Here is a 19402-nt window from a genome sequence, read left to right as displayed (position 1 = left end):
GTATAAAACATTCATTATGAAAAATTTACTTATCATATTAATTTTAATCATTCTTCCTCTAAATTTATTGGCACAGAATAATTCAAAGAAACAAAAAGAAGAATCTGTAATGAAACCAGAGAAAAATGATGATGGCGAATGGGATCTGATCGTAATCGACACTCAGTTTGATTATTTTCTGAATGCTGTAGCACGACCAATCAGTCAATATTCCGAAGCTTATTTAAAAAGCAGGAACACAATGTTGGTTACCGAATGGAATTCTTATTTTACATCAGGAAGGTATAGAAATATCATTGAGTCTTCAATAGACTATGACCCGAGAGAGAATTATGGAATTAAATTCGAATACAAACTATATCAGGTTTTCGCTTATGTAAACTGGAAATACAAACTGAGAATGAACGGGTTGGGAGCAAGTGATAATTTCAGACAATAAAAAAGGTTCAGAAAATTTCTGAACCTTTTTATTTATCACAAGTGAAGATTATTTGTTGAATAATTCTTCTACTTTATCCCAGTTTACAACATCGAAGAACGCCGTTACATAATCAGGTCTTCTGTTTTGGTAGTTTAAATAATAAGCGTGTTCCCAAACATCCAATCCCAAAACCGGAGTTCCTTTTGTATCAGCAACAGGCATTAATGGGTTGTCCTGATTTGGAGTAGAAGTTACAGAAACCGATCCGTCTTCATTTTTTACCAACCAAGCCCATCCTGAACCGAATCTTGTTTTTGCAGCATCAGAAAAATCATTTTTGAATTTTTCGAAACCACCATAGTTGTCGATAGCCGTTTTTACACCTCCTACAGGCTCTTTGCTTCCACCAGGAGTTAAAATTTCCCAGAATAAAGTGTGGTTGAAGTGACCTCCACCATTATTTCTTACAGCGGGTTTTTCAACACCTGTTCTGCAGATTTCTTCAATCGACAATCCGTCAAGATCAGTTCCTTCGATTGCTTTATTTAAATTATCAACATATGCTTGGTGATGTTTTGAATGGTGAATCTCCATTGTTTTTGCATCAATTGTCGGCTCTAAAGCTTCGTAAGCATATCCTAATTTTGGTAATTCGAATGACATAAGTTTTATTTTTAATGTTATGACTCAAATTTAGCCAATATTCAAGCCAACTTCAAAAATTACGGATTATTTTAATAAATCTTTAACATTGATAATAACAAAAACTTCAGCAAAACATATTTATGATCGTTGTTTAGTTAAATTTAAATCAATTTAGAGTTAATATCATGTTTGAATTTATTTTTACTAATTATAATTTTAAACAAACAAAAAGCAGCCAAAATATGACTGCTTTGTATTTTATATCTGAAATCAATAAGATTATTTATTCATCGACATCAAAAACTCTTCGTTATTCAGAGTTCCTCTGATATTTTTGTTTACAAATTCCATTGCTTCAATAGGATTCATTTCAGAAAGATACTTTCTTAAAATCCACATTCTCTGCGCAGTAACTTCATCCATCAACAAATCATCACGACGGGTACTTGAAGAAACCAAGTCGATTGCAGGATAAATTCTTCTGTTGGCAATTTTTCTGTCCAATTGAAGCTCCATGTTTCCGGTACCTTTGAATTCTTCAAAAATTACTTCATCCATCTTAGAACCCGTGTCAATTAAAGCGGTTGCAATAATCGTTAAAGATCCGCCACCTTCAATTTTTCTGGCAGCACCGAAGAATCTTTTCGGTTTGTGAAGTGCATTGGCATCAACACCACCCGAAAGTACTTTTCCGGAAGCAGGAGTCACTGTATTGTAAGCTCTGGCTAATCTTGTAATAGAATCCAAAAGAATCACTACATCATGACCACACTCTACCATTCTCTGAGCTTTTGCCAAAACCAGATTTGCAACTTTCACGTGCTTATCGGCAGCTTCATCGAAAGTAGAGGCAATAACTTCTGCATTTACGCTTCTTTCCATGTCGGTAACTTCTTCCGGACGTTCGTCGATCAAAAGAACCATCATATAGACTTCAGGATGATTGGCTGCAATAGAATTGGCAATATCTTTCAGCAACATTGTTTTACCGGTCTTTGGTTGTGCAACAATCATCGCTCTTTGTCCTTTCCCGATAGGTGCAAATAAATCTACAATTCTCGTTGACATTGTAGAATTATCTCCTGATAAATTAAATTTCTCTTCAGGAAATAATGGAGTAAGATATTCAAAAGCAACACGATCTTTGATATAAGCTAAATCGCGGCCGTTCACCTCAGTTGGCTTTAATAATGAGAAATATTTTTCTCCTTCTTTCGGAAGTCTTACAATTCCTCTTACAGTATCACCTGTTTTTAATCCGAAATTTCGGATCTGAGCTGTAGAAACATACACGTCATCCGGTGAAGAAATATAACTAAAATCTGACGAACGTAAGAATCCGTAATTATCTGGTAATATTTCTAAAACACCTTCAATACTAACCAATCCGTCGAAACTGAATTCTTTTTTCTGTTCCTGCGGTTCTTCCTGTCTTTCAGATCTTTCAGCATGTTGCGGTCTGTTCTGATTTTGGTTAGGATTCTGGTTATTATTTTGATTTCGGTTTTGGTTTTGAGAATTTCCACTGTTTTGCTGTGGATGGTTTTGACCTTTCTGATTTTGTTGTGGTTGACCTTGCGGTCTTTTCGGTCTTTCTTCTTTTGCCTGAACTGGCTGAGAATCTGTATTCGTAGGAAGTTCAATTGTTCCTGTTGCTTCAATTTCGCTGGCTGCTGCAGGAGGTGAAATTCTTTTTCTTTTCTGTTTGTTGTTTGAAGGGGCAGGTTTTTCTTCGGTAGTTTCCTGAGTTGTTTCTGCTTTTACTTCTTCAATCGGAGCTTCTTCTGTTTTGGCAGGTTCCGGCTCCGCAGTTGGCTGATCTTCTTTCGTTTCGGTTTCAGCCTTTGGTTTGGTAGTTTTTTTAGGAGCAGATTTTTTAGCAACAGGCTTTGTCACCTTTTCAGCGGGCTTTTCATCCGCACTTGCAGCTGCTGTTACTTCTGTGGTATTGAAATAATCTTTTGTAACTTTAGGGTTGGATGCCTGAAAATCAAGAATAGCAAAAATCTTATCATTTTCATTGCTGTTTCTTGCAACCTTAACGCCCAAATCCTTTAAGATTTTAGTCAATTCCGTTACGGATTTTGACCTTAACGTTTCTATGTTAAACATATTTAATGTAAAAATGTAATTAGTTGTGAGTAAGAAAAGTAAGTCCGGTGACTTTTGTTTTCAAGTACATTGTATATTGCAAATCTACACTTATTTTTGAATTGTGCAAAATTTATGTTATTTTTGCTACTGAATTTAAAATTCTATGTTACAAAGGATACAGACTATATGGATTTTACTGTCTGTTTTAGCAGCAGTTTTCCTTTTTATTACAGGACAGGATGTGGAGGTTTTCGGAGGCATTCCGGTGATTCAAGCTACCTCAGTCGTTTTGGTTTTGGCAGGAGCATTCAGTCTGTTTAGCTTTAACAACAGAAAAAGACAAATCTTGCTGAATAATTTCAGCATTATTATAAACGCTTTGTTGATTGGTGTATTGGCGTACTGGTTACAAAACTTATCCGGAGGAATAGATTTTCCTGAGAAGGGTATTGAGCCGGTTTTCCCATTGATTGCGATAATCTGTTTGTTTTTGGCAAACATTTATATCAAAAAAGATGAGAGGCTCGTAAAATCTGTAGACAGACTTCGATAACCTTACAACGATTTTTTGAGTGAGAACAGCTTCTTTTTAGGAGCTGTTTTTTTATTCCCCACAGATTTTCACAGATGGCTTTGCGTAAAAATCTTTTTAAGTATTTGGATCAGTGACAATTTGGTCAAACAAATTAAATTGCCACGAATAACATTTAAAAAATCACAATAAATAATTCGTGCATTCGTGGCAATTTTTATTTTCAAGAATTCCCGCAAAATCTTTTGGAATTAAATATTTTAACGGTTCTGCAACATTTCACACAAACTTGCGACACATTCAATTAATAATTATTGAATAACCACAATCCTAATGACCTAAGGATTTAGTTTTCTTTGCTGAGTGAAACGCCTTTGCGAACCCATAAAACAGTTCGTAGTTAAAAAAAACTTTGTGAACTTTGCGTTAAAATAAGCACTGTGACCGATAGTCGATAATCAAAATATTAAATCAAAGAAATAATACAATTTAAATATGAAAAAGCTAATCTATCTTTCCCTATCACTTTTTACAGCTTCAGCTTTTGCACAGGATGTTTCCGAAGAAAGAGTAAAAACTGTGATTTCAACGTTGTCTTCAGACGAAATGAAAGGCCGCGAAATAGGAACTCCCGAAAACGATAAGGCAGCAGAATACATTGCACAGCTTTTCAAAGAAAACAATCTTGAATATTGCACAGGAAATTCTTACCTCGTTCCTTTTAATTACAAAGGAAAAACAGCTTACAATGTTTGTGGGATTAAAAAAGGAAATTCAGAGAAATTTTTAGGATTTTCAGGACACTTCGATCATATCGGAATGAGCAAAAAATCCGGAGACAACATTTACAACGGTGCAGATGACGACGCAAGCGGAATCACAACTTTGGTAGGAATTGCCGATTATTTTAAAAGTAAAACTCCTGAATTTTCTATGGTTTTCATGGCATTCAATGGGGAAGAAAAAGGAATGTTGGGTTCACAGGCTATTTCTGAAGATAAAAAATTAGACCCCATTTATAACAACCTTTCTGCTTTGTTTAATTTTGAAATGGTGGCTACAGAAGCAGAATTTGGCGAAAATACCGTTTTCATTACAGGTGACGAATTTTCAGATCTTGATGAACTGTTTAACCAAAATGCCGTAAACGGTTTAAAAATCCATCCTGATCCTTATGCGAAGCAGCAACTGTTTTACAGATCGGATAACGTAAGCTTTGTGAAGAAAAAAATTATTGCACATTCTATTTCTACTGCAGATATGAGCAAAATAAAGCATTATCATCATGCAAATGACGATATGAGCATCGTAAATTCCGAAAACATGACGCAGATTATCAACAATTTTGCCAAAACTTTAGAGAAATTGAACCCTGAAAATTTCAATCCTAAGTATAGTGATAAAGTAAAATTCAATTAAGAACGTCTTATCTTTAAATTTCCTTATTTTTGTAAGATTAATCTAAAATTTAATGAGTTATTATAAACGAGCGATAGACAACATACTTCCGTACAAAAAATCTATTGCGATTGGTATTTTCTTTAATATTCTTTATGCCCTGTTCAATATTATTGCCATGCTTTTTTTCATGCCTGTATTGAATATCCTTTTTGATAAAGAAGCAAAGAAAGTCAGTTCACAGCCGGTGTACGAAGGTATCACCAAAGCCGGATCATTTTTAAAAGATAGTTTTAATTATTACATTCAGCAACTGCAGATAGAAAAAGGTCCTGAATATATTCTTTTGATTACCTGCATCCTGTTTATCTCTATGTTTTTCCTGAGAAATATCTTCAGCTACTTTTCAGAGTTTTACCTTACATTTTCAAGAACAGGTGTTTCCAGGGATTTCAGAATTAAACTTCATGATAAAATTTTAGATTTACCGGTTTCGTTTTTTACGAATTCCAGAAAAGGAGACGTTTTTGCGAGAATCACCTCCGATGTTGGTGAAGTCGAGGGCAACATTCTCAACAGTTTAATCGACATTATACGTTCCCCGATTGTGATTATTATTACAATGGGCTATCTTTTATATTCCAACTTTGAGCTGACTATTTTCACCTTGATCGTTTTTCCGATTATGGGTACCATCATTTCAATGATCGGGAAAAGCCTTAAACGAGATACAGGAGAAGCACAAAACGAATTGGGAAAAATGTACTCTTTTGTAGATGAAACTTTAGTAGGCCTTAAAATTATTAAAATCTTTGACGCATCCCCTCAAATCAAGAAAAGGTTTGATGATGTTCTGAATAGAATAAGATTTCTTTCTTTACGTCTTTTTAAGAAGAAAGCTTTAGCTTCGCCTGTAAGTGAGCTTTTGGGAGCAGTCACCATCGGTATGATTGTATATTTCGGCGGAAGATTAGCGATTCAGGGGAAAGGTTTATCCGGAAGTGAGTTTATTACTTACATTGCCTTATTCTATACCATTTTACAACCCTTAAAAGCGCTTTCGTCTGCAATTTCGAATATTCAGAAAGGTGAAGTTTCAGCAAAAAGAATTTTTGAAATTCTAGATGCAGATTATCATATCAAGGAGATAGAAGGAGCAAAGGAAATCAACGGTTTCGACCATAATGTAGAGTTTAAAAACATCACTTTTGGGTATGAAGAAAGAGATGTCCTGAAAGACTTTTCACTTACGATTCCCAAAGGTAAAACTGTGGCATTAGTAGGACAAAGTGGTAGCGGAAAAAGTACAATTGCCAATCTTATCACCCGTTTTTATGATGTAGACCAGGGAGAAATTCTTGTAGACGGAGAAAATATTAAAAATATAAAACTATCCAACTACATAAAACTGTTTGGATTGGTTACCCAAGACAATATTTTGTTTAATGATTCCATCAGAAATAATATTTCGCTCGGAATACCGAATGCAACTTTAGAACAGGTTCAAAATGCCGCAAAAGTTGCCAATGCCCATGATTTCATTATGGATCTTCCCGATCAGTACGATACTAATATCGGTGAGGCCGGAGGAAAACTTTCAGGAGGTCAGAAGCAGAGAATTTCCATTGCAAGAGCCGTTCTTAAAAATCCGCCGATTATGATTTTAGATGAAGCAACTTCTGCTTTGGATACTGAATCAGAGAAATTCGTGCAGGAAGCTTTGGAAAAAATGATGGAAAACCGTACTTCACTTGTGATCGCACACCGACTTTCAACTATCCAGAAAGCAGATTGGATTGTGGTGATGGAAAAAGGGAAAATCGTTGAACAGGGAAGCCATCATGATTTGATTGCTCGCGGAGGAACTTACCGAAAACTGGTTGAACTTCAGAATTTTGACTAATATATTTTAAATCTAATTTAAAATGAATCCTATACAAGAGTACTTCTACAGAATCGATGAGCCTGAAAGAAGTACTCTTTTGTTTTTGAGAAAAAAGATCTTAGAATCGGATACCGAAAATATTACCGAAACTTTAAGTTTTGGGTTGCCCTTTTTTAAATTTAAAAAGAAAATGCTGTGTTACCTATATTACAGCAAGAAACACAAAAAACATTACATTAGTTTCTATCACGGCGACCGATTAGATCACCCTTTGCTCATCAGCGAAGGCAGAAAGAAGTTTAAAATCCTTTTAATTGACGAAAGTGAGGATTTGCCGGTTGATTTAATTTTAAATCTGATCACAGAGGTAAAACAGTACATCAAATAAAAAAGAGAAACCAAAATTGGCTTCTCTTCTTTTTATGGAAATGTTGAAAATTATTTCTTGATTATTTTATGTTTAAACTGCAGGCCTCCTTCCAAAGTAATATCAAGCAAATAGCCTCCTTTCGGATAAGCAGTAAGATCGACTCTCGAATCTTTTACTTCATTCAATCTTTTCCCATCCAAAGAATAAACGATAATATTTTTCACCTTTTTATCAGATTTAATATTTACAAAATCTGCAGTAGGATTCGGAAAAACAGAAACATCAACCGTCGAAAGATCTTTTACCGACAACATCTGATTCGTACTCTGCATATACATCGAAAGCACAATTCTACCATCCTGCCCCTGAAATACCGCAGTAGGAACTTCATATTTTATGGTATGATTTCCCGCTGCAAGTGAAGTAGATGTAAAGCTTCTGATAGGGACAGAATCTCCTGGACACCAGTTGTTCCACGATGTCCACCAAAGTGTGGTTTTTACAGTTGTTCCATAGATACCATTTCCCTGCGTATTGTACATTCTGTAAGGCTCACAAGATTTTCCTCCCGGAGTAAACGTTAAAACCTGTGCGTTATCCAAATAAACAAAATTTTGCCTTCTCACATATTCTTCACCGCCAGAATTAGCTCCATGCGGAGTTGAAACAATAAAAAACTTAGCATTATCTGTACTTTGATTTAGGCTAAAATTTACAAGTCTTACCGTTTCTCCCGGCTGATCCGTACTGTTGTAATTATTAAGCTCATTTGAATCTAAAAGAGGAAGCAGATTATTATAAGAATTTGTGATAGTTGGATCATTCGATGTAACAAAATCCAGCGTACCTTCGAAAACATCATTTCTTCCCGCACAACCTACAACTTGTGTATTTGCAGTATATGGAACACCAAAGACATCAAGCTCTACATAGATATCGTAAGTATTTCTAATGGCAGTGTTACTAAACACAGCGTATAGATTATCCAATTCATAAGTATAAGGAACAGAAGTCGGAGAAATATTTTTATTCATGAAAGGAGTAATATACCTTCCGATTTCGATTCTTTTTACTCCGGTGTCACTTAGCGTGTAAGTCAATTGATTTTTCGGAACCAGCGCAATATGTACCCCTCCAATTCTGTCATAATTATCACACAATGCACCAATCGTTACATTCATGGTAATTTTATTCTGAAATGAATTCAGTTCTGCATCCGTTAATTTTTTAGCATATCTGTAATTTGCCAACCGGATTGTATTGGCAGGAACGGGATTAGAAACATTTGCAGCATAACCGTCATAAAAAACAATTTGAGAAAATACATTGATTGTTGTTTGTGCAGCTGTTTTGCTTAAACCTGCCAAGATCATTAAAGGAAGTAGAATTTTTTTCATTTAAATATTAAATTGTCGATTTCAGGCAAAACTACGACTAATAAGAATAATAAAAAAGGTAAAAGTATTAAATGAGTATCAAAACATCAAAGAATTTAAATTTAAAGTAAATTTTTATTAAAGATAATCTATTACCTGCTTCAATCTGTCAACAATCAAAACAACAGATGTATATAGAGTTTTTACATTTTAATCATTAAAAAAGCCGTTCCTTCCGAAACAGCTCTTATGATATATTTTTTTTAAAGTATTAATCTCTCATTTTAGCAATAACATCAACACCCCCTTTCGTTTTATCACCAATTTTGCAGATAATTTCTGTATCCAAAGGAAGGAAGATATCCATTCTTGAACCGAATTTGATGAAACCAAACTCATGTCCTGCTTTGGCTGCATCGCCTTCATTACAATAGAAAACAATTCTTCTGGCAACATATCCTGCAATCTGTCTGAAAACCACTTTATGATGAGTTAAGCTTTCTACAGCAACCGTTGTTCTTTCATTCTCTGTAGAAGATTTTTCATGCCATGCAACCAAATATTTTCCCGGATGATATTTCTTGTAAATCACATTTCCGGAAACCGGATATCTACAGATGTGAACATTCAAGGGAGACATAAAGATAGAAACCTGAATGGCTTTTCCTTTGATAAATTCATCCTCCTCTACTTCTTTAATCATTACTACTTTTCCGTCAACCGGAGCGATCACATTCTCCACATGATCCTGAATATCACGATTTGGAACTCTGAAGAACCAGAATACCAAGCTGTAAATAACCAATAACGGGATAATGATCAGAAGCGACCACATTTCAAGGAAATAAATAGATACCGCTGCAATAATAGCAAAAAGTATTGTTGCAACCGTAATCGTTCCTTTCGATTCCTTATGTAATTTCATGAGTTTAAATAAATTTTTCTATAATAAAGTACAAATATACGACAGGAACGCAGATTAAAAAACTATCGAGCCTGTCTAATACGCCACCGTGCCCCGGAATGATGTTTCCGCTGTCTTTTACCCCGAAATTTCTTTTCAATTGACTTTCAACCAAATCCCCCAAAGGAGCAAATGCAGCAATCAGAAAACCGACAATCATCCAGTTTCCACGAAGCTGTGGTTGATATTGCTCAACGAAATAAGATAAAACCAAAGTTAAAACAACTCCTCCAATGTAACCTTCCCATGTTTTCTTAGGTGAAATTTTAGGAGCCATTTTATGCTTTCCTAAAAACTTTCCAACCAAATATGCAAAAGTATCGCTGCTCCAAATCAGTAAGAATAAGAAGATAACTTCCAGTGAAAATGTATTTTCGTAGGATGAATATTTAGGCAAACCTAATGCAAACGAAAATGGTAAAGCAACGTAGATTACTGTAAAAATAAGCTTTCCGCTGTCTAAATAAAGTTCGTTTGAAAATTTAAATAAAGTAACAACGGCAATCAACGTTAAAGAAAGCGCCAAGATTTCCCATAATCTGAAATCAAAATAAAATCCGTGTTGAAAATATCTTTTGGAGAATAAATAAAAAACAAAAACGACCAAGGGAAATACAACCCATTTTTCATAGCTGTCGCCAAACTTCATGATCTTCATGCATTCCCAGGTTCCAACCAATAAAAGCAGGCTGATTAAACCATAATAAAGATATTGCTGCTGAACAAGACCGGGAGAAACTGTATCTAAAAGCTGTGCCCCGAAAGGAGTTGTACAAAGAAAAATAACTGCCACATAAACAATCCCCGAAAGCGTTCTCTGAATAAGATTTTTGTCCAAAATTTATAGTTTAGAAATCGAGGCTAATCTTCCAGCAATAGCAAGAACAGCTTCGTATTATTGTTAGCAGCAGGATCCAGCTTAGAATGGTTTCCACTGATTGAAGTAAGATTTTTGATATTTCCGGTACGTTTTATCTTTCCCATTGCATCGTTCAGATTATTGACAATCTGAGAAACGTTTGCCATAATGATAATTTTCTCCGGAAGTCTTGAAGAGTGATAATGCAGAATATTATTGTGCGAAAGCATGATTCTTCCGTCATATGCAATAAGATATTCGCAGGTGATAAAGGCAGCATCATTGCGTGATTCTAATTCAGGAGTATAATTTGTTTTAACAACATTTAAAAATCCCTGCAAATCTTTATCACAACAAAACACAGAATTGATCCCTTCGATTTTCAAAATCTGATTTAAAGTCTGCAGCGCTTCTGCCTCATCTGCACAATAGTTGAAAAAGCCACCTGAATGCGTAAATAATTGTGCAAACTTATAATCGAGATCTGCATTTTTCAGCGAATCTCCAAGCTTTTCCAGACTTTGTTTTTCTTCTGGTTCGGGCTGGTTGGTAAGTTTGCTTACAATCTTTTTAAATAAACTCAACTTAGTATATTTTAGTCAACTTTATACAAAAATAGAAAATATAATTATAATTCGTCTAAGAATATAGTTTTAAATCACAAAAAACCCGACAAATAAATCTTTGTCGGGTTTTATATGAAAATGCTGATGCAAATTTAGATTTGTGTAGAACTTTCAGGAGCCTGAATTTCGTTGTCTTTAACATCTTCAGACGGCTGTTCTCCTATAACTTCTTTATCCGGAATTGTATTGGTTACCGGTTTTTCTGTCAACTCAGGATCCCAAGCTCTTTTCCCGAAGATTTCTTCAAGATCTTCACGGAAGATTACCTCTTTTTCTAACAGCTTACTTGCCAAAGCATCAAGCTTATCTTTATTATCAGTCAGGATCTGAATCGCTCTGTCGTATTGATTTTCGATAATACCTTTGATCTCAATATCAATTTTCTTAGCGGTTTCTTCGGAATAAGGTTTTCCGAATGAATATTCAGACTGGCCTGAGCTGTCATAGTAAGAAATATTACCAATATTCGGACTCAAACCATAGATTGTAACCATCGCCTGAGCTCTCTTCGTTACGCTTTCCAAATCAGAAAGTGCTCCTGTAGATATATTGTTGAAAATCACCTGTTCTGCTGCTCTACCTCCCAAAGTTGCACACATTTCGTCCAGCATCTGTTCAGTAGTTGTCAATTGTCTTTCTTCCGGAAGATACCAAGCCGCTCCTAAAGAACGTCCTCTCGGAACAATTGTTACTTTCAACAATGGCGAAGCGTGTTCTACCAACCATGAAATTGTTGCATGCCCTGCTTCGTGATAAGCTACTCTTCTCTTTTCAGAAGGCTTGATTGCTTTATTCTTCTTCTCAAGACCGCCAATAATTCTGTCTACAGCATCAAGGAAATCTTGTTTTGTTACCGATTCATGATTGTTTCTTGCCGCAATTAAAGCTGCTTCATTACAAACATTCGCAATATCTGCTCCACTGAAACCAGGTGTCTGTTTTGCCAAAAACTCTCTGTCTACCGTTCCGTCTAATTTGATTTTGTTTAAATGAACATCAAAAATCTGTCTTCTTTCATGAAGCTCCGGAAGGTCTACATAAATCGAACGGTCAAAACGACCCGCTCTCATCAAAGCTTTATCTAAAATATCTGCTCTGTTGGTTGCGGCCATTACAATCACGTTGGTATCGGTTCCGAAACCATCCATTTCTGTAAGAAGCTGGTTCAGGGTATTTTCTCTTTCGTCGTTTCCACCTGAGAAATTATTTTTACCTCTCGCTCTACCAATGGCGTCGATCTCATCAATAAAGATAATTGCAGGAGATTTAGCTTTAGCCTGAGCAAAAAGATCCCTCACTCTTGAAGCACCTACTCCAACAAACATTTCAACAAAATCTGAACCGGAAAGTGAGAAGAAAGGAACTTTCGCTTCACCTGCTACAGCTTTTGCCAACAAGGTTTTACCTGTTCCCGGAGGACCTACTAAAAGTACACCTTTAGGAATTTTACCTCCCAGTTTTGTATATTTTTCTGAGTTCTTCAAGAAATCTACAACTTCCTGAACTTCCTCTTTAGCACCTTCTAAACCAGCAACATCCTTAAATGTTGTCTGAATTCTTTCTTTTTCGTCAAAAAGTTTGGCTTTAGACTTACCAATTGAGAAAATCTGTCCTCCAGGACCGCCTCCACTTCCCATTTTTCTGAAAAGAATGAAGTAGAACAATCCTAAGATTGCAATCCAGATTAATGCCTGAATAAGAATACTCATCAAAGGACTTTCACCTTCCGCATAATCCTTAGTTGTTTTGATTGCAGGATTTTCAGCTTTTAGCGTTTCAAACTTTGCTAAGAACAACTGCAAATCACCATATTTCAGTGTAAAATCTGCTTTTGGAGTCATTCCCAGTGACGGAAACAGAGCCGGACTTTTATCTTGAGTTTTTACTGTTTCTGTTTTTGCATTTTGTGTTAAATAAACCTCAGCATTCTGCTTTTGCTTGTCTATTAGCACTTTCTGGATTTTCCCAGCCTGCATTTCTTTGAAAAAGCTGTCTTCATCAATAGATTTTGCCCCACTGTCACCTAAAGAAGTGGTGACAAAGAATAGCAAAAGAGCTATGATCATAATGGGGAAAAACCAGTTAAATCCTTTATTATTCATCTATTACTTTTAAAATTTATATTTCATTTTCTATTTTGGTAATTTTTGCATCTCCCCAAAGTTCTTCGATATCGTAATATTCACGAGTCTGTTTCTGGAAAATATGCACCACCACCGAAACGTAATCTACCAAAACCCACATTGCGTTTTCGGTACCTTCTACGTGCCAAGGTCTTTCTTTTAGTTCGTTTCTCACTTTTTTCTCTACACTTCCTGCCAATGCATTTACCTGTGTATTAGAATTTCCGCTACATATTACGAAAGTTTCTGCCACAGAATTTTCAATTTTAGAAAGATCGAAGATCATAATATCTTCTCCCTTTACATCCTGTATGGCTTCAACGATTTTATCTAATAATTCTTGTTTTTCTGCTGTTTTATTCATTAAAAAATACTATAATCTGCAAATTTATTGTTTTTCTTTTACTTTAGCCTTACTTTTAGCCTTTTAAAGTCTTAAAGTTTTCTTAAATGAGTGAGCTGTTTTACCGCACCGAGTGTTCTTCTACTAATGACGAAATACCTCAGCTTTTACTTTATCCGCAGTCAAATTTTGTAGGTTTGTATACTTTTAACCAGACAAAAGGAAAAGGGCAGTACGGAAACACCTGGAAATCAGCTATCGGGCAAAATTTAGCTTACACATTGGCTGTAAAAACAGAGTCGGTTACTCATTCCGATTTTATGTTCAATTATTATACCGCAATCGCAGTACAAAGCTATCTTGCCAATTTGACTGAAAAGATAGTGAAAATAAAATGGCCGAATGATATAATTCTGAAAAATAAAAAGGTCGTCGGAATCCTGATCGAAAAAAAGAGAATCAACAACGAAAACTATTTCATCATCGGAATCGGAATTAATATTCTCCAGGAAAAATTTGATGAAATAAATAATGCAGGATCACTTCTAACCCAAACGGGAAATCGATTTGAACTCAAAAAATTCACGGAAGAATTTCATGATTATTTAATTGAGAAACTCAATAATATTCCGGCTGAAAAGGATATTTTAGACCAATTTAATTTAAATTTATTCAGAAAAGATGAAATCTCTGTTTTTGAACTGGAAAATTCAAGACAAAATGGCATCATTAAAAATGCTGACGAAAACGGCAGACTTTGGATCGATCTGGAAAAATCAGGTCTAAAATCTTTTTATCACAAAGAAATAAAACTCCTTTACTGATTGGCTCGTTTTAAGTATAAAAATAAGGTAATCGGTAAAAACACAATATTGGGAAGCCACATAGCGAGCGCAGGTGGCAAAACTTTATTTTCTGATACAACCTTTAGGGCTTCGAATGAAAATACAAAAACAAAGGCTAAGGAAATACCAATTGCAAGGTTGATCCCCAATCCGCCTCTTTTCTTCTGAGACGAAAGCGAAAGCGCTAAAAAGGTTAAAATTATAATAGAAACCGGCATTGAAGTACGTTGATGAAACTCATTGAGGTGAGAATTCAGGTTACTGTTCCCTTTATCTTTTTCGCGTTCTATGAATTTAATCAGCTCCGGCGTTGTTTTATTTTGTCCTAAAAGTTCGTTTGGGAAAAGTTCTTCAGGATCTTGTCCGTAATCTTTTTTCAGTTCAAAACCTTGCCCGAGTTTTTCAGAGTCGTCTTTATTAATTGTTTTTTCGAGATAGCTATTCAGCATAAAGCTTTTTTTAGCCTGTTGCCAATACACGTCTGTGGATTTCAGCTCATAAACAAGCTTTCGGTTCTTATCAAATTTTTGATACAGGAAACCATAGCCTCTTTTTTCCTGCTTATTCCAGGAATTGATGAAAATATATTCTGTTTTACTCAATTGCGCCGCAACAGGAGCCGTTCCTAAAATTTTCTCTTTATTGGTGGCATTATAAGTATATGCTTCTAGCTGGTTTTTCTTAATATTAGCCCACGGTAAAACAAAATGATTGACTACCAAAGAAATAACCGCAATAAAAAGAGAAGTCAAAAAATAAGGTCTCGCAAACCTGTGAAAGCTTGCTCCACTGCTTATAATGGCGACAATTTCGGTATTATTTGCCATTCTCGAGGTGAAATAAATTACCGATATGAAAACAAGAATCGACAAAAATGTCACCACAAGATTGATAATCCAAAATGGGTAAAAATGAACTAAGAAATAATTCAGATCTAATTTCGGATCGATTGCCGTAGCTCTCTCGATACGCGGAATTTTCTGCTGAACATCAATAACCAAAACCACAATAGACAGCAATATCAACATGAAACTAAAAGTTCCAAGGTATTTTTTTACGATATATCCGTCTACTATTTTAAGCATTTTGTCTTAAATATTTTTTACAGTCTTTGTCTTAGTACAGGTACAACAGATTCTTTCCACTGATAGAAATCTCCCGCTAAGATATGTTCTCTCGCCACTTTTACCAAATCTAAGTAAAATGCAAGATTATGGATTGATGCAATTTGTTTTGCCAAATATTCTTTAGATACAAATAAATGACGCAGATACGCTTTTGAATATTCATGATCAACAAAACTTGTCCCAAATTCGTCCAACGGAGAAAAATCTTTCTTCCATTTTTCATTTTTCATATTCATCACGCCTTGCCAAGTGAAAAGCATTGCATTTCTCGCATTTCTCGTCGGCATTACACAATCCATCATATCGATTCCGAGACCGATAGATTCTAAAATATTCCACGGAGTTCCCACTCCCATCAAATATCTCGGTTTATCTTTTGGTAAAATATCGGTGACCTCATCGGTAATTCTGTACATTTCTTCTTCAGGCTCACCTACAGAAAGCCCGCCTATTGCATTTCCTTCAGCTCCTGCTTCAGCAATAACTTCAGCCGAAATTTTTCTTAAATCTGAATAAGTAGAACCTTGAACGATTGGGAAAAATCTTTGCTTATGACCATATAATTCAGGGTTTTCTGCATTCCAGTCGATGCATCTTTTTAACCAGCGATGCGTCATTTCCATTGAAAGTTTCACCTGATTGTAATCGCAAGGATATGCAACACATTCATCAAAAGCCATAAAAATATCGGCTCCGATCTGTCGTTGAATCTCCATAGACTTCTCCGGAGTAAATAAATGATAGCTTCCGTCGATGTGAGATTTGAATTTCACTCCTTCTTCAGACATTTTTCTGCTACCTGACAGCGAAAACACTTGAAAACCTCCTGAATCGGTAAGAATCGGAAGATCCCAATTCATAAATTTATGTAAGCCTCCTGCTGCTTCCATCACTTCCATTCCCGGACGAAGATAAAGATGATAGGTATTTCCCAAAATGATCTGAGCTTTAATATCATCTTTTATTTCTCTCTGGTGAACGGTTTTCACACTTGCAACAGTTCCTACAGGCATAAATATCGGTGTCTGAACCGTTCCGTGATCGGTGGATAAAACTCCCGCTCTGGCTTTTCCTTCTGAGGTTTTTTCTATATTAAAAAAATTCATTCTTTTACATTTTAGCTTCCTTTAGGATCGAGAAGCATTACTTCATTATCGTCTTTCAAGTTTGGGTAATTCTGTCGTTTTAATTTCGGTATTACCTTTTATTTTCTTTTCAGACTTCGGGTCTTTTTCTATAATAATTTTCTGAGCATCATTCACAATCCCCTCCATTTTCTGTTTCACGATATAATATCGGTAACTTACTATAAAATCGTCGGTTTTTACGTTGTGAGTTTTCAGAATAAATCTTGTTCCGCTTTCTAAATTTGTTCCCGGATATAAATTAATAACCTGATCATTAATCGCCATATCGGCAATAATTTCCGACATTTTGGTCTTATCGATCAGATTTTTTGGTTTGTCTACATATTCGCTGCAGGAAACAAAAAACAAAAAGATCAAAAAACAAATCAGCTTTTTCATAACCTGTTGATCATTGATTTCCATTTTAAATTTAAAACTCCAAACACTGCTTCATGAATAATTCCGCCGTTCATTTTACTTTCACCTAAAATTCTGTTGGTAAAAATAATAGGAACTTCTACAATTTTGAAGCCTTTCCTGAAAGTTCTGAATTTCATCTCAATCTGGAAACCGTATCCTTTTAATTTAACATTCTCTAAACCTATTTCTTCTAAAACTCTTCTCGAAAAACATACAAAACCTGCAGTTGTATCGTGAATAGGAAGTCCCAAAATAAATCTTACATATTTTGAAGCAAAATAGGAGAGCAAAACTCTTCCCATTGGCCAGTTCACCACGTTTACCCCTTTAGAATAACGTGAACCTACTGCCATGTCTGCATTTTTGCAGGCTTCGAAAAGTTTGGGCAAATCTTTTGGATCATGTGAAAAATCGGCATCCATCTCAAAAATGTAATCATAATTGTTTTGAAGTGCCCATTTAAAACCATGAATATATGCCTTTCCTAAACCGTCTTTAATGTGTCTTATGGAAATATGAAGATTGTGAGAAAACTTTTTCTGAAGTTCTTTTACGATGTCGGCTGTTTTGTCTGGCGAAGAATCGTCTACCACCAGAATGTGAAACTCTTCTTCCAATGCAAAAACAGCGGAAATTATAGCTTCTATATTTTCCTTTTCGTTATAGGTCGGAATTATGACGAGTTTTTTCATTTCAGTTTGCAAAGATAGTTTATTTAAGTTTTTTATTTTATACAAAATAATCTATAATTTTGCAAAAAATTTCCTTTGCCATTATTACAATCTTTCAAAAACGAAGTAAGAATACCTGAAAATAATGATTGGGTAGTTTTTATCCTTATAGGATGTCTTTTTTTATACATCTTTATGATGAATATCGTGGAGCGCGAGGCCAATCTAAAAGATTTTCTTCTTCAAAAATATTATGATGCAAGTAATAATCTTCCGAGCTGGATCATTACTTCTGTGGTTACTATTTTAAGCTTAAGTGTTTTGGTCTCCCAATATGTTCCGATCATCCCGAAATATATTGCCGAATTTCAGCCTTTCGGATATCAACTGAATAAAATCGGCTATACTATAGTTATTATTTCGCTTTTTTATTTTGTAAGAACAGCTTTAGGATTTTTATTTTTCCAATCGATAGGTGACGGAAAAAAATGGAGTATTTTTTATTTTACCTCTACCAAATTTCACTTCATCCTTTCAGTTTTACTCATTATTTTGTGTGTAACCCACTACTATTTTCCGATAGACAGAAATAGTGCATTTATTTATTATTTGTGTTTTTTCTGTTTTGTCTTCATTTTCAAGGTATTTTTCTATTTGTTTCACAGAAACAACATCTTACCACAAAAATGGTATTATAAATTTTTGTATATTTGCACCCTCCAAATTGCACCGCTGATGATGCTTTGGAAGTTATTATTTATTTAATAAAAGTACATGATGAGAATAAAGTCAATATTGGTTTCTCAACCAGCACCTAGTGAGTCTTCTCCATATTTGGAAATTGCGAAGAAGGAAAAAATAAAGATTGACTTCCGCCCTTTTATCCACGTCGAAGGAGTAGACAACAAAGAACTTAGAACACAAAAGATAGATCTCACACAATATACAGGTATAATTTTTACCAGTAAAAATGCGATTGATCATTACTTCAGACTTGCTGAAGAACTGAGGTTTTCTGTACCAGACACAATGAGATACATTTGTCAGTCTGAGGCAATTGCCAACTATCTTCAGAAGCATATTGTGTATAGAAAAAGAAAGATCAGCTTCGGCGAAAAAAACTTCGCAGATCTTTTGCCGCTTTTCAAGAAATTTCCTTCCGAAAAATACTTGCTACCTTCTTCAGATGTTTTGAGTCCGGATATCCCGAAAACTCTGGATGCAGCAAATATCGAATGGACGAGAGCAATCATGTACAGAACGGTTTGCAGTGATCTGACAGACATCAACATCAAAGATTATGATATGTTGATTTTCTTCAGTCCGCAAGGAATTAAATCGTTACAGCAAAACTTCCCCGACTTCAAACAGGAAGAAACTAAAATCGGAGTTTTTGGCCCTACAACTTCCGCAGCAGCAGAAGACGCAGGCTTAAAAGTAGATTTAATGGCACCAACAAAAGAAACCCCTTCAATGACTATGGCATTGGAAAAATATATCAAAGCTCTTCATAAATAGACTTTAAGTATATCTATAAAAATAGCCGTCTTTTCATTAATAAGAAAAGATGGTTTTT

Annotated in this window: 20 protein-coding genes; 8 read left to right on the top strand and 12 right to left on the bottom strand. The window is 35.2% G+C overall.

What is annotated here, in order from left to right:
- Positions 1-16: 16 nt before the first annotated feature.
- The gene (locus BA768_RS15535) at positions 17-439 is read left to right on the top strand and encodes a DUF6146 family protein (RefSeq protein WP_065721489.1); all 423 of its coding nucleotides are present in this window, start codon (positions 17-19) and stop codon (positions 437-439) included.
- 48 nt (positions 440-487) lie between these two features.
- On the opposite strand, the gene BA768_RS15530 is transcribed toward BA768_RS15535, so the two are convergent.
- Both BA768_RS15530 and rho read right to left on the bottom strand, forming a co-directional pair.
- Positions 488-1084, bottom strand: a complete 597-nt coding sequence (locus BA768_RS15530; RefSeq protein ID WP_034677873.1) for a superoxide dismutase — start codon at positions 1082-1084, stop codon at positions 488-490.
- A 261-nt stretch (positions 1085-1345) separates the two neighbouring features.
- Complete coding sequence (gene rho, locus BA768_RS15525) at positions 1346-3178, bottom strand: transcription termination factor Rho (RefSeq protein ID WP_065721488.1); 1833 nt, start codon at positions 3176-3178, stop codon at positions 1346-1348.
- A gap of 145 nt (positions 3179-3323) precedes the next feature.
- Between rho and BA768_RS15520 the strand changes: the two genes are divergently transcribed.
- From BA768_RS15520 to BA768_RS15505, 4 genes are all read left to right on the top strand, one after another.
- A complete protein-coding gene (locus tag BA768_RS15520; RefSeq protein ID WP_065721487.1) occupies positions 3324-3713 on the top strand; it encodes a DUF4293 domain-containing protein in 390 nt (129 codons plus the stop codon).
- A 474-nt stretch (positions 3714-4187) separates the two neighbouring features.
- Positions 4188-5111, top strand: coding sequence for a M28 family peptidase (locus tag BA768_RS15515; RefSeq protein ID WP_065721486.1), 924 nt, complete (start codon positions 4188-4190; stop codon positions 5109-5111).
- A 52-nt stretch (positions 5112-5163) separates the two neighbouring features.
- Positions 5164-6993 (top strand): ABC transporter ATP-binding protein, encoded by a 1830-nt coding sequence (locus BA768_RS15510; protein WP_065721485.1) that lies wholly within the window; start codon positions 5164-5166, stop codon positions 6991-6993.
- 22 nt (positions 6994-7015) lie between these two features.
- The gene (locus BA768_RS15505; RefSeq protein ID WP_034677866.1) at positions 7016-7363 is read left to right on the top strand and encodes a DUF1801 domain-containing protein; all 348 of its coding nucleotides are present in this window, start codon (positions 7016-7018) and stop codon (positions 7361-7363) included.
- Between the two features lie 50 nt (positions 7364-7413).
- Here the strand turns inward: BA768_RS15505 and BA768_RS15500 are convergent, their stop codons facing one another.
- The 6 genes from BA768_RS15500 to rsfS form a co-directional block, all read right to left on the bottom strand.
- Positions 7414-8742, bottom strand: a complete 1329-nt coding sequence (locus tag BA768_RS15500; RefSeq protein ID WP_065721484.1) for a peptide-N-glycosidase F-related protein — start codon at positions 8740-8742, stop codon at positions 7414-7416.
- Positions 8743-8992: 250 nt separating this feature from the next.
- Positions 8993-9646, bottom strand: coding sequence for a phosphatidylserine decarboxylase family protein (locus BA768_RS15495; RefSeq protein WP_065721483.1), 654 nt, complete (start codon positions 9644-9646; stop codon positions 8993-8995).
- Between the two features lie 4 nt (positions 9647-9650).
- Positions 9651-10523, bottom strand: a complete 873-nt coding sequence (locus BA768_RS15490) for a phosphatidate cytidylyltransferase (protein ID WP_065721482.1) — start codon at positions 10521-10523, stop codon at positions 9651-9653.
- Between the two features lie 23 nt (positions 10524-10546).
- Positions 10547-11128 carry an LUD domain-containing protein gene (locus tag BA768_RS15485; RefSeq protein ID WP_034677862.1) on the bottom strand — a complete coding sequence of 194 codons (582 nt, stop codon included), beginning with the start codon at positions 11126-11128 and terminating at the stop codon, positions 10547-10549.
- 134 nt (positions 11129-11262) lie between these two features.
- Positions 11263-13272 (bottom strand): ATP-dependent zinc metalloprotease FtsH, encoded by a 2010-nt coding sequence (ftsH, locus tag BA768_RS15480; RefSeq protein ID WP_034677861.1) that lies wholly within the window; start codon positions 13270-13272, stop codon positions 11263-11265.
- Between the two features lie 16 nt (positions 13273-13288).
- Positions 13289-13657 (bottom strand): ribosome silencing factor, encoded by a 369-nt coding sequence (gene rsfS / locus BA768_RS15475; protein WP_034677860.1) that lies wholly within the window; start codon positions 13655-13657, stop codon positions 13289-13291.
- Between the two features lie 86 nt (positions 13658-13743).
- Between rsfS and BA768_RS15470 the strand changes: the two genes are divergently transcribed.
- On the top strand, positions 13744-14460 hold the full coding sequence (locus BA768_RS15470; protein ID WP_065721481.1) for a biotin--[acetyl-CoA-carboxylase] ligase: 717 nt from the start codon (positions 13744-13746) through the stop codon (positions 14458-14460).
- On the opposite strand, the gene BA768_RS15465 is transcribed toward BA768_RS15470, so the two are convergent.
- From BA768_RS15465 to BA768_RS15450, 4 genes are read right to left on the bottom strand one after another with little or no spacing between them, the layout of a single operon-like run.
- The gene (locus BA768_RS15465; RefSeq protein WP_034677858.1) at positions 14454-15566 is read right to left on the bottom strand and encodes an LptF/LptG family permease; all 1113 of its coding nucleotides are present in this window, start codon (positions 15564-15566) and stop codon (positions 14454-14456) included. The genes BA768_RS15470 and BA768_RS15465 overlap by 7 nt on opposite strands.
- Positions 15567-15583: 17 nt before the next feature.
- The gene (gene tgt, locus BA768_RS15460; protein WP_065721480.1) at positions 15584-16714 is read right to left on the bottom strand and encodes a tRNA guanosine(34) transglycosylase Tgt; all 1131 of its coding nucleotides are present in this window, start codon (positions 16712-16714) and stop codon (positions 15584-15586) included.
- A 45-nt stretch (positions 16715-16759) separates the two neighbouring features.
- Positions 16760-17134, bottom strand: a complete 375-nt coding sequence (locus tag BA768_RS15455) for a DUF4296 domain-containing protein (RefSeq protein WP_083206705.1) — start codon at positions 17132-17134, stop codon at positions 16760-16762.
- Positions 17131-17847 (bottom strand): polyprenol monophosphomannose synthase, encoded by a 717-nt coding sequence (locus BA768_RS15450; protein WP_065721478.1) that lies wholly within the window; start codon positions 17845-17847, stop codon positions 17131-17133. Before BA768_RS15450 ends, BA768_RS15455 begins: the two co-directional genes overlap by 4 nt.
- A gap of 75 nt (positions 17848-17922) precedes the next feature.
- Here BA768_RS15450 and BA768_RS15445 point away from each other — a divergent pair, with 75 nt between their 5' ends.
- Positions 17923-18591 carry a DUF4271 domain-containing protein gene (locus tag BA768_RS15445; RefSeq protein WP_065721477.1) on the top strand — a complete coding sequence of 223 codons (669 nt, stop codon included), beginning with the start codon at positions 17923-17925 and terminating at the stop codon, positions 18589-18591.
- A gap of 12 nt (positions 18592-18603) precedes the next feature.
- Positions 18604-19344, top strand: coding sequence for a uroporphyrinogen-III synthase (locus BA768_RS15440; RefSeq protein ID WP_034677853.1), 741 nt, complete (start codon positions 18604-18606; stop codon positions 19342-19344).
- Positions 19345-19402 lie beyond the last annotated feature (58 nt).

The sequence above is a fragment of the Chryseobacterium sp. CBo1 genome, from assembly GCF_001693475.1.
In the GTDB taxonomy this organism is placed as follows: domain Bacteria; phylum Bacteroidota; class Bacteroidia; order Flavobacteriales; family Weeksellaceae; genus Chryseobacterium; species Chryseobacterium formosense.
Note: the sequence above shows the minus strand (reverse complement) of the source record. Positions and strands in the feature narration are given on the sequence as shown.

Coding starts and splice junctions, on each gene's coding strand:
- BA768_RS15515 (WP_065721486.1), top strand. CDS start 4,188: ATGAAAAAGCTAATCTATCTTTCCCTATCACTTTTTACAGCTTCAGCT.
- BA768_RS15470 (WP_065721481.1), top strand. CDS start 13,744: ATGAGTGAGCTGTTTTACCGCACCGAGTGTTCTTCTACTAATGACGAA.
- BA768_RS15510 (WP_065721485.1), top strand. CDS start 5,164: ATGAGTTATTATAAACGAGCGATAGACAACATACTTCCGTACAAAAAA.
- BA768_RS15495 (WP_065721483.1), bottom strand. CDS start 9,646: ATGAAATTACATAAGGAATCGAAAGGAACGATTACGGTTGCAACAATA.
- BA768_RS15465 (WP_034677858.1), bottom strand. CDS start 15,566: ATGCTTAAAATAGTAGACGGATATATCGTAAAAAAATACCTTGGAACT.
- BA768_RS15520 (WP_065721487.1), top strand. CDS start 3,324: ATGTTACAAAGGATACAGACTATATGGATTTTACTGTCTGTTTTAGCA.
- BA768_RS15535 (WP_065721489.1), top strand. CDS start 17: ATGAAAAATTTACTTATCATATTAATTTTAATCATTCTTCCTCTAAAT.
- BA768_RS15505 (WP_034677866.1), top strand. CDS start 7,016: ATGAATCCTATACAAGAGTACTTCTACAGAATCGATGAGCCTGAAAGA.
- BA768_RS15500 (WP_065721484.1), bottom strand. CDS start 8,742: ATGAAAAAAATTCTACTTCCTTTAATGATCTTGGCAGGTTTAAGCAAA.
- rsfS (WP_034677860.1), bottom strand. CDS start 13,657: ATGAATAAAACAGCAGAAAAACAAGAATTATTAGATAAAATCGTTGAA.
- BA768_RS15455 (WP_083206705.1), bottom strand. CDS start 17,134: ATGAAAAAGCTGATTTGTTTTTTGATCTTTTTGTTTTTTGTTTCCTGC.
- BA768_RS15530 (WP_034677873.1), bottom strand. CDS start 1,084: ATGTCATTCGAATTACCAAAATTAGGATATGCTTACGAAGCTTTAGAG.
- tgt (WP_065721480.1), bottom strand. CDS start 16,714: ATGAATTTTTTTAATATAGAAAAAACCTCAGAAGGAAAAGCCAGAGCG.
- rho (WP_065721488.1), bottom strand. CDS start 3,178: ATGTTTAACATAGAAACGTTAAGGTCAAAATCCGTAACGGAATTGACT.
- ftsH (WP_034677861.1), bottom strand. CDS start 13,272: ATGAATAATAAAGGATTTAACTGGTTTTTCCCCATTATGATCATAGCT.
- BA768_RS15440 (WP_034677853.1), top strand. CDS start 18,604: ATGAGAATAAAGTCAATATTGGTTTCTCAACCAGCACCTAGTGAGTCT.
- BA768_RS15450 (WP_065721478.1), bottom strand. CDS start 17,847: ATGAAAAAACTCGTCATAATTCCGACCTATAACGAAAAGGAAAATATA.